Here is a 13,671-nt window from a genome sequence, read left to right on the forward strand (position 1 = left end):
GTGAGACGCATGTTCTGCCTATGGACCGTCGCCTCTTCCTCTCCGCCGTCGCCGGCAGCACCGCGTTGCCCGCGCTCTCCATGCCGCACTTCTCGTCCGGCGCCATACGGCGCCTGCTCGATGCGGCCGACGTGGCCCGCGATCGGGGCGTAGACCTGTTCGCCGCCGATGGCCCGGGCTGGCAGGGATCCCACGACGAGGCGGTGCGGTTCGCCGGTGATGAGGATTTCTGGGAGCCGGTCCAGCGTGCGTTCGATCTCGATCGCACCTGGATCAACCTGAACAACGGCGGCTGTTCCCCCGCGCCGTCGCACGTCATGGCGCAGCTCGAACGCGACCTGCGCTTCTCGAACGAGCTGCCGGTGATTCACATGTGGCAGACGCTCGAGCCCCGCATCGAGATCGTACGCCGCGAGCTGGCCCGCGAGTTCGGCTGCGACACCGAGGAGATGGCCATCACGCGCAACGCCTCGGAGGCGCTGGAGACACTCATCTTCGGCATCGACCTGCAGCGCGGTGATGAAGTGGTGGTCAGCAATCAGAACTATCCCCGCATGCTCAACGCGTGGAAGCAGCGGGTGAAGCGCGACGGCATCGTGCTGAAGGAAATCTCGTTCGCGGTGCCGAACACGTCACCGCAGGCGATCGTGGATCGGTTCGCCGAGGCGATCACGCCGCGCACGAAGGTCATGGAGATCACGCACATCACCAACCTCACGGGCCAGATCCTGCCCGTGAAGGAGTTGGTGGCGATGGCCCGCTCGAAGGGTGTGAAGACGTTTGTGGACGGCGCGCATGCCTTCGCACAGTTCCCGTTCACGCGTGATGAGCTGGGGTGCGATTTTTATGGCACAAGCCTGCACAAGTGGATGCTCGCACCGATCGGCACGGGTTTTCTGTATGTGCGGAAGTCGGAGATCCCCACGATGTGGCCGCTCATGGCGGGCAATCCCGGGCAGGAAGCGGATATCCGCAAGTACGAGGAGATCGGCACACATCCCGCAGCGAACCACAACGCCGTGTCGGTGTCGATCGCGTTTCATCGCGGGCTGGGCGCAGCCCGCAAGGGGGCGCGACTGGTGTATCTGCGCGATCGATGGGCCAAGCGTCTGCTCACGGAAGGCAATGGGCGCGTGAAGGTGCTCACACCGCTCGATTCGAAGTGGGGCGGTGGCATTGGGTTCTTCAGTGTGGATGGTCTCGATCCGGCCAAGCTCGGTGGGTGGCTCATGAGCCAGCATCGTGTCGTGCAGACACCGATCACACACCCCGAGTTCAGCGGGATCCGCGTGACACCGAACGTGTATACCACGTTGGACGAAGTCGATCGGTTCTCCGAGCTCGTTCTCACTGCTATCCGCAAGGGCATCGCCTGAGCGGCATTCCCGCTTCAGGGCTGTTGCACGTGTTCGCTCGCTTTTCATCACACATCGCACGGATCACAACGCTGACGGCGACATCGGGGCTCGCTCTTGCCGCCACGGTCGCCCAAGCGCAGTCATCGACGCCATCATTCGATGGCGTCATCACGTTCCGGCTCTCGGCGTCCACGCCTCAGGGCGTTCGCAGCGAGCAGGCGCAGTATTTCACGCGTGATGGGCAGGTGCGCGTGAATATCGGTGGGGCGCGTGGCATGTCCGTGCTTGCCGTGCCGTCCGAAAAGAAGGCGTACGTGCTGATACCGTCGCAGCGGCGCTACGCCGAACTGCCAGCGTCGGCTACCGCGCTGCTCGACCCGGCCACGGCACCCCCCGCCGATGTCACCGTCACGCGCACCGGCAAGTCGGAGACCATTGCCGGCCTTACCTGCCAGCATGTGCTGGTCGCGCGCGGTGCGTCGTCCACCGATGTCTGCCTCACGCGCGACCTGGGGCGCTACGTGAATCCCCTCGACGCCATGAGCAACGGCAGCGTTCCGGCATGGCAGAAGGCATTGGCCGCCGAAGGGTTTCCTCTCAAAGTGATCGCAGCTGACGGCAGCGTGTCCTTCGAGGTGACGAAGGTGGAGCGGCGTGTGGTCGCGAAAGACCAGTTCAGCGTGCCGCTCGACTATACTCGGACAGAACTACCCGGACGCCGCTAGGCGAGCGTCGCTGGGCGAGCGTCGCACTTCGACACGATCAGGAGGCGGTGAAACCTCCTTCTTCGGAGAGGCGTTAGGACCAGCAGGAACCGGACGTGGCATGGTGCCAGTGCGTTCGGAGCATCTGAGTCTCTGGAGGAACCATGTTCTCCCTTCTGTTGTCGTTCGCCATCGCGTCCATCCTCGCTGTCGTGCTGCATGGCTCGTCGCGCCGCTTCGTGCGCAATCGCCTGCGGTATGTCGATGCGGTCCAGAAGTCGGTGGCGCCGTGGCTGGCTGGTGGTGCGGTCTTCGCGGTGGGCGCGGTGCTGGCCGGCCTGCCGTTCATCGGCATCGGGACGGCCGTGACGGCCGCGCTCGCGGTGGGTACGGGTGTGGCGGCCGGCGCGCGCGATATTCGCCAGGGCACGTCGCCGGTGGTCTACGGGCCGTAAGCAAATTGGCCGGCATTGGCGCCGGCCCGGCCGTACCAGGGGACTCAGGCCTCGGGCAGGTCGCCCGCGCGCTTGCCATGGCCGATGGAACTGAGCTCGCGGACGAACACCGCCTGCGCCCCCGAAAAGTCCAGCAGCATGGTGTCGCCGGCGCCGTGGGCGAGGTGTACCGACATCGAGTGCGGCGCGGCGGGATTGTCGGTGAACAGCATATCGCCGTCCACCCGGTAGATGAGATGGATCACCTGGTCCCGGCCACCCACGTCCACGTGGTAGCGCAGGTCACCGCCGGCCAGGAACTCCATCCGCACCCCGGGGGCGAAGTCGAGGTGCGGGTCGGCCCGCAGCAACTGCCAGGTTCCCAACAACCAGTCGTTGTGCATCGTTGAACCATAGTGGACGGACCGGGCTGGCCGTGTGTGACCAATCCGACACCCGTTCCGTCAATTGGGAAGCCCATACCAGGAGCCTCCATGTCCCACCCGAAGAACCAGTCGACCCGCACCATCAGCGCCCACGCCCTGCGACTCGATCGCTCCTCGATCGTGCAAGGCGGTATCGCGCTCGTGCTGGCCTTCCTGGTCGCCTGGTTGCTCAACCTGCGTTGAACGCAGGTTTGAACAACTGGTCGGTCAACCTACCGCAGCTGGTCTCAGCGCCAGGCTGCGGTTTGCAGTCCATGATCGTCCCGCAGGAACGGTAGCCACACCAGCGCCACAAACTGCACGCGCACATCGCCGCTCTTGGCCGTGACCACCACCGGCTCGAGTGACTCGGCCTGCGCGTCGTAGCTCGCGCCCAGCGCATCGATCTCGCCCTGCAGCGTCGCGTCGAGCGCGGCCTTCTGCTCATAGAGCGCCTGCACGCTCTCGTTGGCGCGGTCCACATCGCCGGCCTGCTGTGAGGCCCGCCCCATGCCACGCGCCGCCGTTCCGAGCTTGCCGATCGAGCCCACGCCGATCTTGCCACGCCCGAAGATCGCGCCAAGAATGGCGCCGCCCACCGAGATCGCTGTATCCATCTTGGCCTGCGATGCCTGCTGTTGCTCCCGCTGCACGGCTTGCTCGGCCTTGCGAATGCGCTCGAGCAGAGTGGTGAACTTGCTGTCGTACTTCTTGCGCAGGGCATCGATTTTTTCGTCGCGTGCTTCCCGAGCCACCTGCTGCAGGCGAATACGGAAATCGCGTTCGCTTTCGCCGGCCTGGGACGTGGTCTTGAACGCGGCACTCTTGTAGAGCGTGACCTGTTCGTTGGTCACGGCCCACTTCTGCAGCGCCTTGCTCCAGGCTGCATAGCTGCGGGCGTTGCTGGCCGCGGGTGGCACGGCAATGAAGCGTGCGCCCTCACGAGCGCTGCGCTCGAGTGCCGATGGCTCCAGGTCGATACGCTCGGCATCGTCCCAGTTGAGCGCAATGGGGCCGTCGTCGAGGGTGGCCAGCAGTGCCACACGGCGCTGTTCGGTGACGCCCAGCTTGGCATTGGCGAAGCTGATGTCCGAGAGGCCGAGGACCGCCGGTGTGTACTCGAGCGCGCCGGAGTCGGACGTTGTGGGTGGCAACCAGTACTGCGTGATCTCCGATGGCAGCACCGGTGCCGCGGTGGCACCGGCAGATGCGCCCGAGGTTGCCGTTGCGGTCGTGGCGATGCGAGCCGCAGGAACGGAACCACCGGCTGTCGCACCGGCGTCGATTCGCGCCTTCGCCGAGACGGCCCTGATCTGTTCGCGCGTCATCGGACCGGCGAGGTACGACAGCGTCCAGCGGGTCTCGAAGGTGATGGGCGCCGGTTCGTGCACGCTGTGCAGCAGGAACACCCGCTTGCCCAGTCCTGCGATGGTCTGCTCGAGCGCCGCGCGATCGAAGCCCTGATTGCCGGCCGCTCCTTCGAGGCCCTCCATCACGCGCATCTTGTCGCGTTCGGTCTGCAGGCGGCCGATGAACCAGGTGCCCGTATTGGACAGGCCGCGATAGTCGAGGTCCACCGGATTTTGCGTGGACAGCACCACGCCCAGTCCGTAGGCGCGGGCCTGCTTGAGCAGCGTGAGCAGCAGCATCTTCGATGGCGGATTGGCCACCGGCGGCATGTAACCGAACAACTCGTCGATATACAGAATCGCGCGCAACGAACCCGTGCCGGGCTGTGCGCGCACCCATGCGAGGACGTCGGCCAGCAGCAGCGTGACGAAGAACATCCGCTCTGCATCACTCAGGTGCGCGATGGACACCACCGATCCACGCGGCTTGCCGTTCGCATCGTAGAGCAGCGATGCCGTATCCAGCGGTTCGCCTTGCAGCCATGCCTGAAAGCCGGGAGCGGCCAGCAGGTTGTTGAGCTGGAGAGCGAGCGCCATGCGGTCCTTCGGTGGGAACACCGTGTCGAGCGGCATCACACCTACCGTGGTGAACGGCGGATTCTGGATGCCGCCGATCAGCGCCGCGAGATCGAGACTGCGTCCTTCGCGCCAGGCATGATTCAGCAGGTTCGCGAGCAGGATGTGTTCGCGGCTGGTGATCGGGTCCGCATCGATGCCCAGCAGTGAGAGCAGGCTGGTCGCCGTGGCATTCACGCGCTCCTGCAGGAGCTCCACATCATCGAGAATGGCGGCGGGCGGCGCATCGAACGCCCGCAGCAACGAGATCGGCTTCCCTGCGCTGCTGCCCGGCGTGTAGATAGTCACCTCGGCGGCATTCACGAGGTTCTCGATGCGCGTCGGTGTCTGCCCCCAGCCGGCGATGCCGTTCTTCCAGAGCGACGCCTGTTGCTCGGCGAACTCGTCGGGCGTCTGTCCGGCCGTCGCAGCCTGCTGCGGGTCGATCCACGGGCGGAAGTCTTCGGCGGCGAGTCGCGGGAAGCGTAGCGCGAGATTGCCGAGGTCACCCTTGGGATCGATAGCGATCACGGGGATGTGATCAATGAGGGCTTCCTCGATCAGTCCCACGCCCAGGCCTGTCTTGCCACTGCCCGTCATGCCGATGATGACGGCGTGCGTGGTGAGGTCCTTGGCGTCATACAGCACGAGGTCTTCTGTGCGCGTGCGCGCGGCAAGGTCGTACTGCTTGCCGAGGTAGAAGGCGCCGAGTGTCTCGAAGTCAGTCACGGAGATGTCCGGGGTTTTCAGGGCGTGCTGCGCGCCATGGCGAGGATCTGGCTGGCATGGCGGCGCGCGTAGTCGATCTCGAAGCTGCGAATGGCGGTGGGCTTCCCGTCGACGAGCTTCTCCTGGCGCAGTACCGAGTCGCCCGAGAACTCGAGCGTGATGCGCACTTCCATCGGAGCCGGTGTACGGTCCGGCGACTGCATGGTCTGCGTGCGCGTCTCGCTGAAGGCGAGCAGCGTGCCTTCGCGGGTGAAGCGCAGGTCGCGGGAAAGGCGGCCGTCGGTACCAAAGGTGGCGGTTTCGCTGATGTGGGTGACCGCACCGTCCGTGCGATCGCCGCTCCAGCGGATCTGCTCGTCGCCATCGCGCCATTCACCGGTCAGGGCGCCCGTGACAGACGTAGCGGCCGTGGCTGCGGTGGATGGCGCGGGTGATGCGGCGCTGTCGGCGGAGCGCTGTCCGGCCTCATTGCCGCAGGCCAGCAGCAGGAGCATGGCACCAGCAACGGCGGTACGATGGGCGCGCCGTGAGAAATTCGAGCCAGGCATCGGAGCAGGTACGATGGGGATCAGGAGAGGCCGATCCCGAATCATACTCGGGAAATCACACCGGCGTCGGTGACGGCGTCAGGCTGGGCAATTGCAAAGTGCGGCGCACTTCAGCCACCGCGTCGACATGGCGTTGCAGGTCGCGCAGTACGTCCAGTGATTCGGTGAGTTCGCCGGGCAGCGTCTGCGTGCTTTCGAGGCGACGCAGGTCGAGGCGCACCGTCTCCAGCGCGGCGATGGTCGCGGAGAGGCGTGCACGCACGACCCGACGTTCTTCCGTCATCTCTGCGAGGCCGACGAGCCCCGCGTCACGACGACGCAACTGTTCGGCCTGCGTGGCCAGACGCTCCACCGTTTGATGCAGGAGAGGAAGCTGCTTTTGCAGCGACGCGGGCAGTCGGGCCAGAATAGCTTCGACGTCCTTGCCCAAGCGGATCTCGGTGGAGGCGTTCGCAGAGGCGTACAGCCCGGGAGACGCGGGATTCTTTGCGCCAAACACGCTGGCCAGACCGGACGCCAAGAGGCCGCCAATGCGCTTGCCCATCCGACGCGTGAAGGCCGAACCGTTCCAGAGCGACGTGAGACCGCGGTGCATGACAATCGGAGGCGCCAAGAGCAGCACGGCCTGCAGCATCCCGGACGCGAACTCCGGAATGAGTGGTGAGGACGGCAAGTTGCCCTGAGCAAGAGCCATCGCCGCCGCGCCGGTCACCGCCACGGTGCCGCCGATCAGCGAACGCAGACTGGTGTCAGGCGTGGACGTGTCGATACCCAGCGGGTCCTGCACGAAGGCCGCTTCGAGTTCCCACGCGGCGGTGCCACGCCGGATGGCCCGACGGGCGGCGCGCAGGGTCTCCACCGACAGCAGCGCACACCCCACCAGGGCAAAGGACAGCACGGTCTGGGCCGCGCCGATCATCATCGCCCGTCCGAGAGTTCGGGGCGCCTCGCCCGCGACCAGCAGGGTGCACCGATGGCCAGCGTCCACCACAGCAGCGACGTGGCACTTCGGGCATGTTCGCGGACGGCCAGTACATCCGGCGAAATGGAGCGCGGTGCGGAATCCTGCTCGATGCACTGCACAAAGTCGCCGGCGGAGCTGAAACGAAGGCTCGCCACCGGGGCGAGGCATTTGTCGATAGCCTCTCCGAGCGCCGGTGGCAGTTGCGGTGCCAACCGACCGATCGGTGCGGCGGTGAGCGCAGTGCCGGCCAGCAGCGCCGCCGATGTGGGGCGATCGCCGAACGGATGGCGGCCCGTGGCGGCGATGTGCAGGGTCACACCCAGCGCGTACAAATCGGCACGGCCATCGACCCGCTCGCCCATGGCCTGCTCGGGGGCCATGTACTTCGCCGTGCCTGGCACGAGGGTATGCGCGCCGCTGTGTTCAGACGTGACGTTTGCATCGAACGCGATGCCGAAGTCGGCCAGCAATGCCCGACCCGATCCCGCCTCGAGCAGGATGTTCTCAGGCTTGATGTCGCGATGCACCACGCCGCGGTCGTGCGCATAGGCCAACGCCCACCCGATCTCGCGGGCCACCCGCTGCACATCGCTGGGCGGCAATGGCCCCAGGCGGCGGAGGCGGTCGGCCAGTGTCTCGCCGCGCACGTAGGCCATGACAAACCAGGCCAGGGTGCCGGATTCCGCTACCTCGTGTATGGGCACGATGTGCGGGTGAAAACATTGTGCGGCCAATCGCGCTTCCCGGAGGAACCGGTCACGCATGCTGGCGGTGGTGGCCAGCTCCGGCACGAGCAGCTTGATGGCCACCGGGCGCTCGAGCAGGACATCACGTGCGAGAAATACGATGCCCATACCGCCGCGGCCCAGTTCCCGTTCGAGCGAGAACCGGCCAGCTACGGCGCGTTGCAATTCAGCGAACGCAGGATCAGACGGCGGGACCATGGTTCGATCTACGCCTGCTGCCCCACGGAAGTTTTGCCGCGTCAGAATTCCCGGCGCTTCATTTCCTTGAAGATCTCTTCGGCTTCCGTGCCCTGGACCGGTTCGTTCTTACCGCGCGTGGCTTCGAGGGTGGAGTCGAACGCCTTGGAGGCCGGCTTCTTGACCTGGGCGGCCTTCGCCTGCGTCTTCTTGAGGAGAGCCTTCAGCTGCGCGTCCTTCATCAGGGAGTGCTCCGGCATTGAGAGGAGGGACCAGCGCGAGACGATCGCGCGACCACTCCCTGACGTTGCTGCCGACCACCGCGACTGTAAAGCCCGTGGGCCCCCTGCTGCGTCACAGAACACCATCTGGTGTGGGTCGAGTTGCCCGGGGGGATGGGCCGTGGGCGGGGTGTCCGTTCGTGACAGAACGGGTGCGAACCCGGCAGTAGATTCCTGTTGACACTCTGACAAGTCAGCGCTACCGTCTAGCAACACTCAGTTCGATTGGCCGCGTCACGGCGCGGGAAACGGGACGCAGGCGACTTCGGGGACCTGCATCGGCGGGTCCCTTTTTTGTGGCCGGTCAGTTGGATGAAGTGCCGCTGTGTTCGTGTGATCACAGCATACCCGCGCGGGGGTCTGGTCCGCGAACCAACACGAGTGCTCGGTGCGTACGGCAGGGCCGGACTCCGAACACACAGCAACAGGAGCAGTGCCATGCGTACGACCGGCAAGGTGAAGTGGTTCAACGACGCCAAGGGCTTTGGTTTCATCACGCCTGACGATGGCTCGAAGGATTGCTTCGTCCACCACTCGGCCATTCAGGGCGGCGGCTTCCGCACCCTGGCCGAGGGCGAGCGTGTCGAGTTCGACATCGTTCAGGGTCAGAAGGGCCCCGCGGCCGAGCAGGTCACGAAGGTTCGCGGTTAATACCGCAGCTTTCTGAACTGGAAACGGGCCCCCGATCGAAAGATCGGGGGCCCGTTTTGCATGTGCTGACTGAACTGCCGTGCGGTATAGGCGATCAGTCGCGCGACGGGCGCGCCACGCCATGCGGACCAATGCGCAGCGAGTTGATCGCCAACTGCACTTCCCGAAGGAAACTGACGAGCCCGGTGATGAGGCTCAGCATCGTGAGGATGAAGAACACCACGACGAAGCGGGAGATGTCCCGTGTCGTCGTGGCACTCACGAACAGCGTCATGATGATGAGACACACCAGCAACGCGGCGGTCGTGAACAGTCCGATCGCCCGGTTGATGTGACGGGCACGCCGCGACAGCATGTGCAGGTCGCCGCCCACGACCACCTTGTGTTCGCCCGTCAGGTCGGGCAAGTGGTCCTCCAGCAGGCGCGCGCGGTCGATCACGCGCGCCAGCCGGTTGGTGAGCACCACCAGCATCGACGCGATACCAGTGAGCAGGAACACCGGGGCAATCGCCATCTGAATCACATGGGCGATCGTCTCGATGCGTGCGTCACTCGGCACGACTGCCATCTGCAGCAGGAAGGACAAGCGGGTTACCGGATCTCGGCGTTGCCGCGGTAGTAATCGCCCAGCAGGTGTTCGGCGAAGTACTCCATCAGCATGCGCTGGTTGTACGTGCTGTAGATGCCCCGGTAGCCATGCGGCTCACCGGGATAGACGAAGTAATCAAATCGCTTGTTCGCGCGCATCAGGGCGTTGGCAAGCTTGATGGTACCACCCGGGTGCACGTTGTTGTCGAGATCACCCGTGATCAGGGCAAGGTTGCCCTTGAGGTTACCGGCCAGCTCGTCGTTGGTGGGTACGCGGATGTCGAAACGCACGCCGTCGTAGTTGGTTGAGTCCTGCGCCACCTCACGGGCCGACGACCCCGGGCCACCGCGCCCGCCAGGATTGGCACTGCCGCGTGCGATGCGCGCCGAGTCTTCCTTGCTCACCACGCGCACACCGTGATTCCACTCGCTCCAGTTCTGGTTGTAGATGTTGTTGTCGTGGTTGCCCGACTCTGACCAGCCCACCTTGAAGAAGTCGTTGTACGGCGGGAGTAGCATGGCGGCCGCGGTGAGGAACCCGCCGCCCGAGTGGCCGAAGATGCCCACCCGATCGAGATCGATGTAGGCGTGCCGCGCGGCGAGCTGCTCGATGGCCGACTTCTTATCGGCGAGCGCGTAGTCACGCATGTTGCCGTAGCCGAAGCGGTGATAAGCCAGCGAACGCTGCGGTGAGCCGCCGCGATGTCCCACTTCGATGACGATGAAGCCGAGCTGCGAGAGCTGCAGCAGCGGCTGCCGCACACTGAAGCCGGTGGTAACGGCTTCCGTCTGCGGGCCCGGATACACGTACGCGATGATCGGGTAGCGCTTGGTGCTGTCGAAGTCGATGGGCTTCCAGATGTTGCCGAACAGTTCGGTCACGCCATCGGCGGCCTTCACCGAGAACGGTGTGGCCACCTTGAATCCGAGCTCGTTCAGCTTGGAAAGATCCATCTCCTCGAGCTTGGTGATGACGCGTCCCGTGGCGCCGTCACGCACGACCGAAACCGGCGGCTGGTCCATGCGTGAGTAGGTGTCGTACACATACCGCTTGGTGGGCGACACCGTGCTGGTGTGATGCGCATTGCCCGGATCGAGCAGGGTGAGGCCCGTGCCGTTGCCGTTCACGCGATAGATGTGCGTCTGGTAGAGCTGCTCACCGGCTTCGCGGCCCTGACCGGTGACCCACACCTGCTGCGTGGTGGAGTCGATCTTGGACACGCCATCGACATTCCACTGCCCCGTGGTGAGCGGCATCTTTTCGCCACCATCGAAGCCGTGCACGTAGAACATGCCCCAGCCGGTCTTCTGCGACCACCACAAAAAGTCGCCGCCCTTCTTGAGGTACCGAATGGGCTTGGGCTCGAGCGCCGCGCCTTCGATGACATCGGAGAGCAGCATCTTCGTGGCGCCAGTGGTGAGGTCCACTTCGATGAAGTCGATGGCGCGCTGCGGACGATCGCGGCGCACGAGACGCACCTTGTCACCGCTCACGGGGAAGTGCACGTCGAGCAGGGTCTGATCCTTCCACTTGCGCACGTTCACCGGCTTGATGGCCGGTTCACCGCGGCGATAGACCCAGAGCTCCGTCTGCGTGACGTTCTCTTCGCCCGGCATCGTGTACTTGTACTGCAGCAGCGCGGGACGCGGCTGCGCGAGCACGTTCACGAGGAACAGATCCTTCACCTTGCGCTGGTCGCGTCGTACGAAGGCCACGCTCTTCGCGTCGGGCGACCACACGACGGTGGGGCGAATGCGCATGTCGCGGCTGTTCGCCTCTTCCTGCTCTTCGTTGTCTTCGCCCTGATTCTGCTGACCGCCGCTCAGCGCATTGAGCTGACGACGGTTTTCGGTGGTGTCACGGAAGCCGAACGTGTAGTGCTCCACACCGTCCGTGCTGATCTTGGTGGTGTCGCCCTTGGCAACGTCCACGAAGAACAGGTTGTGGTCGCGCGCGAACACAAACGCCGAGCTGTCGGGCGAAAAGTTTCGGTAGTCGCGGTTGGGGGTGCCCCCAGGACCACCAGTGCCCTGCGTCTCACGCTCTTCGTCGGCTGGCGGCGGCGCACCGCGCGCTGGACGGCCCAGGGACTTGAGCGTTTCCGTGGCCAGGGTCCACTCGTAGCGCACCGTGTCCACGGTGAACCGGAATCCCTTGTGATTCCGCAGGAAGTAGATGGTCTGGAATGGCAGGTTGGTCGCGTCGTACGGCTTGCGACTGAGCAACGTGAGCTGCTCGGCCATCTTGCTCGGATCGAACAGCAGGCGCTTGCTGCCACCGGTGGCCGACGGCACGTACAACATGAAGCGCGAGCCATTCCGGTCGCGCCAGTTGTAGAACATGGTGTCCGACTGACCGAGGAACCGCGGCTGGATGGCCTGCGTGTAGGTCACCGACCGCAGGGCGGCGGCGCCGAACCGGTTGGCGAGTGTCCAGTTGGCGCGCACGCCGCGGCCGTCTGTCTGTGAGACGGTGCGCGCGGTGGGCGGTGCAGACTGCGTGGCGGCCTGGGCGTGGGCCATGCCGGTGCTGCCTCCGAGCAGCGCGAGGGCGCCGGCCACGTGACCGAGGCGGCGTCGATGAAGCGTCATGTCCTGCGTCCTCCGATGGGCAATTCGTGCGCTCGGCGGTCGATGTCGACTCGCCGCATGCCACAGGCGGCATGGCTGTACGCACAGATTTACTCACCGGAGGAGCTTCCTGCTGGAGCCCCGCCTTGGCGGGGCGTGCTGCTAGATGGACCGCAGCACGCTGCCGATGGAGTTGCTGCGGGCGAGTTCGCGGATGCGGGCCTCGACGCGCGGGAAGATGGTGTCGGCGTCGGTGCGGAAGCGGGCGAAGAGTGCCTTGAGGTCGTCGGTGGAGAGCTGCCGGCCCTGCGCGTAGTACTGGTCGGCCACGTGTCCGAGCGCGTAGGTGGCGGCAAAGGTGACCGCGGCGCCGGATGCCAGACCGGCCACCGATCCGGCGGTGCCACCCACCAGGCCGCCCAGGGCACCCAACAGGCCGCCGGCCAATCCCCCGAAGGTGCGGCGGACGACCTTTTCCAGCACCTGTGCGGCGGCGCCGAGGCCAAGGGTGGCGGCAAGGTCCTTCACCTGCGCGGCGTCGAGCTGCTGACCGTGTGACTGGCCGATGCGGTGCACGAGGCGGAGCTGCAGCGGCAGGATGCCGAGATTGGCGAGGCGATCGGGCAGGATCTCGAGGGCGGCCGTGAGCATGGCCTGGTCGAGGATGTGCTGGTCGAGCGCCGAGGGTTCGGTGCGCTGGGCAGACGGATCTTCGGTGGCGCGATTGACCTCGGCGATGGCGTCTTCGGCGGCGCTGATATCGGCGCCGACCATGGAGGCCAGTTCGCGCAGGAAGGCGGCTTCGCTGGGATTCACCCACCCATTGGCGTGGCAGACAGCCGCTGCGGTGTCGTAGGCGAGCTGTCGGGCTTCGGCGCTCGAGAGTGACGACGCGAGTGACTGCAGCGAGCGTTCACCGGCTGCGGCGCGGCGCACGATGTCGTCGGCGTTGGCGAGGCCGAGGCTGGTGGCCGCCTGCGCGATGCGGGCCTGTTCCTCGCCGTCCTGCTGTCCGTCGGCGAGTGCGGCCAGTGTGGCGATGGCGAGGATGGTGGAGGCGTCGTTCTGCGTCATGACATCGTGGGTGAGTGGGCGCGGCGGCAAACCAGGTTCACGCTGATTTCAAGCTGAAGCATACCCGCGGCGTCGGGAAGCGTTCGTGTGTCGTGGTGGTGTCACGCGCTCACGCGGTGCTACAGATTGCAGCAGCGGGTCATACGACTCGTGATGGAACGACTCGGCATTTGCGATGGCATTTCGGAGGCGACGATGGGTTTGCTGGATGGAGCACTGGGGCAGGTGGCCGGTTCGCTGTTGAATGGCGCGGGCGGGCAGGGTGGTCAGTCGCCGCAGGACATGCTGGGCGGCTTGCTGCAGCAGTTCGGCGGCGCTGGCGGGGCCGGTGGTGCCAACATGCAGGGGCTGCTCGCGGCTGCGATGAAGCTGGTGCAGCAGCAGGGCGGGCTCGAGGGCATCGTGCAGAAGCTGCAGTCAGGTGGTCTGGGCGATGTGGTGCAGTCGTGGATCGGCA

Annotated in this window: 14 protein-coding genes and 1 pseudogene; 6 read left to right on the plus strand and 9 right to left on the minus strand. The window is 65.6% G+C overall.

Annotated features, from left to right (window positions below; all coding sequences use genetic code 11):
* Positions 1–20 precede the first annotated feature (20 nt).
* The 3 genes from VGE27_RS01880 to VGE27_RS01890 all read left to right on the plus strand — a co-directional run bounded on the left by VGE27_RS01880 (position 21) and on the right by VGE27_RS01890 (position 2,517).
* Positions 21–1,376, plus strand: a complete 1,356-nt coding sequence (locus VGE27_RS01880) for an aminotransferase class V-fold PLP-dependent enzyme (RefSeq protein WP_331047933.1) — start codon at positions 21–23, stop codon at positions 1,374–1,376.
* A 29-nt stretch (positions 1,377–1,405) separates the two neighbouring features.
* Complete coding sequence (locus VGE27_RS01885) at positions 1,406–2,083, plus strand: DUF4412 domain-containing protein (RefSeq protein ID WP_331047934.1); 678 nt, start codon at positions 1,406–1,408, stop codon at positions 2,081–2,083.
* A 143-nt stretch (positions 2,084–2,226) separates the two neighbouring features.
* The gene (locus VGE27_RS01890; RefSeq protein ID WP_331047935.1) at positions 2,227–2,517 is read left to right on the plus strand and encodes a hypothetical protein; all 291 of its coding nucleotides are present in this window, start codon (positions 2,227–2,229) and stop codon (positions 2,515–2,517) included.
* A gap of 44 nt (positions 2,518–2,561) precedes the next feature.
* On the opposite strand, the gene VGE27_RS01895 is transcribed toward VGE27_RS01890, so the two are convergent.
* Positions 2,562–2,900: a hypothetical protein gene (locus tag VGE27_RS01895; protein WP_331047936.1), complete on the minus strand. Its 339-nt coding sequence runs from the start codon at positions 2,898–2,900 to the stop codon at positions 2,562–2,564.
* 90 nt (positions 2,901–2,990) lie between these two features.
* Between VGE27_RS01895 and VGE27_RS01900 the strand changes: the two genes are divergently transcribed.
* The gene (locus tag VGE27_RS01900; RefSeq protein ID WP_331047937.1) at positions 2,991–3,125 is read left to right on the plus strand and encodes a hypothetical protein; all 135 of its coding nucleotides are present in this window, start codon (positions 2,991–2,993) and stop codon (positions 3,123–3,125) included.
* Between the two features lie 44 nt (positions 3,126–3,169).
* Here the strand turns inward: VGE27_RS01900 and VGE27_RS01905 are convergent, their stop codons facing one another.
* The 5 genes from VGE27_RS01905 to VGE27_RS01925 are packed head-to-tail and all read right to left on the minus strand — an operon-like array spanning position 3,170 to position 8,291.
* Positions 3,170–5,614: an ATP-binding protein gene (locus tag VGE27_RS01905; RefSeq protein ID WP_331047938.1), complete on the minus strand. Its 2,445-nt coding sequence runs from the start codon at positions 5,612–5,614 to the stop codon at positions 3,170–3,172.
* 17 nt (positions 5,615–5,631) lie between these two features.
* Complete coding sequence (locus VGE27_RS01910) at positions 5,632–6,162, minus strand: hypothetical protein (RefSeq protein WP_331047939.1); 531 nt, start codon at positions 6,160–6,162, stop codon at positions 5,632–5,634.
* A gap of 55 nt (positions 6,163–6,217) precedes the next feature.
* Positions 6,218–7,084: a hypothetical protein gene (locus tag VGE27_RS01915; protein WP_331047940.1), complete on the minus strand. Its 867-nt coding sequence runs from the start codon at positions 7,082–7,084 to the stop codon at positions 6,218–6,220.
* On the minus strand, positions 7,081–8,070 hold the full coding sequence (locus VGE27_RS01920) for a serine/threonine-protein kinase (RefSeq protein ID WP_331047941.1): 990 nt from the start codon (positions 8,068–8,070) through the stop codon (positions 7,081–7,083). The genes VGE27_RS01915 and VGE27_RS01920 overlap by 4 nt, the downstream gene beginning before the upstream one ends.
* A 41-nt stretch (positions 8,071–8,111) precedes the next feature.
* The gene (locus VGE27_RS01925) at positions 8,112–8,291 is read right to left on the minus strand and encodes a hypothetical protein (RefSeq protein WP_331047942.1); all 180 of its coding nucleotides are present in this window, start codon (positions 8,289–8,291) and stop codon (positions 8,112–8,114) included.
* A 477-nt stretch (positions 8,292–8,768) separates the two neighbouring features.
* Here VGE27_RS01925 and VGE27_RS01930 point away from each other — a divergent pair, with 477 nt between their 5' ends.
* On the plus strand, positions 8,769–8,981 hold the full coding sequence (locus tag VGE27_RS01930) for a cold shock domain-containing protein (RefSeq protein WP_015894550.1): 213 nt from the start codon (positions 8,769–8,771) through the stop codon (positions 8,979–8,981).
* 94 nt (positions 8,982–9,075) lie between these two features.
* Here VGE27_RS01930 and VGE27_RS01935 read toward each other — a convergent pair whose 3' ends face one another.
* From VGE27_RS01935 to VGE27_RS01945, 3 genes are all read right to left on the minus strand, one after another.
* Positions 9,076–9,567, minus strand: a complete 492-nt coding sequence (locus VGE27_RS01935) for a DUF2721 domain-containing protein (protein ID WP_331047943.1) — start codon at positions 9,565–9,567, stop codon at positions 9,076–9,078.
* Between the two features lie 5 nt (positions 9,568–9,572).
* Positions 9,573–12,161: a S9 family peptidase gene (locus tag VGE27_RS01940; RefSeq protein WP_331047944.1), complete on the minus strand. Its 2,589-nt coding sequence runs from the start codon at positions 12,159–12,161 to the stop codon at positions 9,573–9,575.
* Positions 12,162–12,302: 141 nt separating this feature from the next.
* Complete coding sequence (locus VGE27_RS01945) at positions 12,303–13,214, minus strand: hypothetical protein (RefSeq protein WP_331047945.1); 912 nt, start codon at positions 13,212–13,214, stop codon at positions 12,303–12,305.
* A 153-nt stretch (positions 13,215–13,367) separates the two neighbouring features.
* On the opposite strand from VGE27_RS01945, the pseudogene VGE27_RS01950 reads away from it, so the two are divergent.
* Positions 13,368–13,671, plus strand: a pseudogene (locus tag VGE27_RS01950) (hypothetical protein); the annotation flags it as partial.

The organism is Gemmatimonas sp., assembly GCF_036405635.1.
Lineage (GTDB): Bacteria > Gemmatimonadota > Gemmatimonadetes > Gemmatimonadales > Gemmatimonadaceae > Gemmatimonas.

Bases quoted from the DNA above. Each gene is read 5' to 3' on its own strand.
- VGE27_RS01880 (WP_331047933.1), top strand. From the start codon at position 21: ATGGACCGTCGCCTCTTCCTCTCCGCCGTCGCCGGCAGCACCGCGTTG.
- VGE27_RS01890 (WP_331047935.1), top strand. From the start codon at position 2,227: ATGTTCTCCCTTCTGTTGTCGTTCGCCATCGCGTCCATCCTCGCTGTC.
- VGE27_RS01895 (WP_331047936.1), bottom strand. From the start codon at position 2,900: ATGCACAACGACTGGTTGTTGGGAACCTGGCAGTTGCTGCGGGCCGAC.
- VGE27_RS01900 (WP_331047937.1), top strand. From the start codon at position 2,991: ATGTCCCACCCGAAGAACCAGTCGACCCGCACCATCAGCGCCCACGCC.
- VGE27_RS01910 (WP_331047939.1), bottom strand. From the start codon at position 6,162: ATGCCTGGCTCGAATTTCTCACGGCGCGCCCATCGTACCGCCGTTGCT.
- VGE27_RS01915 (WP_331047940.1), bottom strand. From the start codon at position 7,084: ATGATGATCGGCGCGGCCCAGACCGTGCTGTCCTTTGCCCTGGTGGGG.
- VGE27_RS01920 (WP_331047941.1), bottom strand. From the start codon at position 8,070: ATGGTCCCGCCGTCTGATCCTGCGTTCGCTGAATTGCAACGCGCCGTA.
- VGE27_RS01925 (WP_331047942.1), bottom strand. From the start codon at position 8,291: ATGAAGGACGCGCAGCTGAAGGCTCTCCTCAAGAAGACGCAGGCGAAG.
- VGE27_RS01930 (WP_015894550.1), top strand. From the start codon at position 8,769: ATGCGTACGACCGGCAAGGTGAAGTGGTTCAACGACGCCAAGGGCTTT.
- VGE27_RS01940 (WP_331047944.1), bottom strand. From the start codon at position 12,161: ATGACGCTTCATCGACGCCGCCTCGGTCACGTGGCCGGCGCCCTCGCG.
- VGE27_RS01945 (WP_331047945.1), bottom strand. From the start codon at position 13,214: ATGACGCAGAACGACGCCTCCACCATCCTCGCCATCGCCACACTGGCC.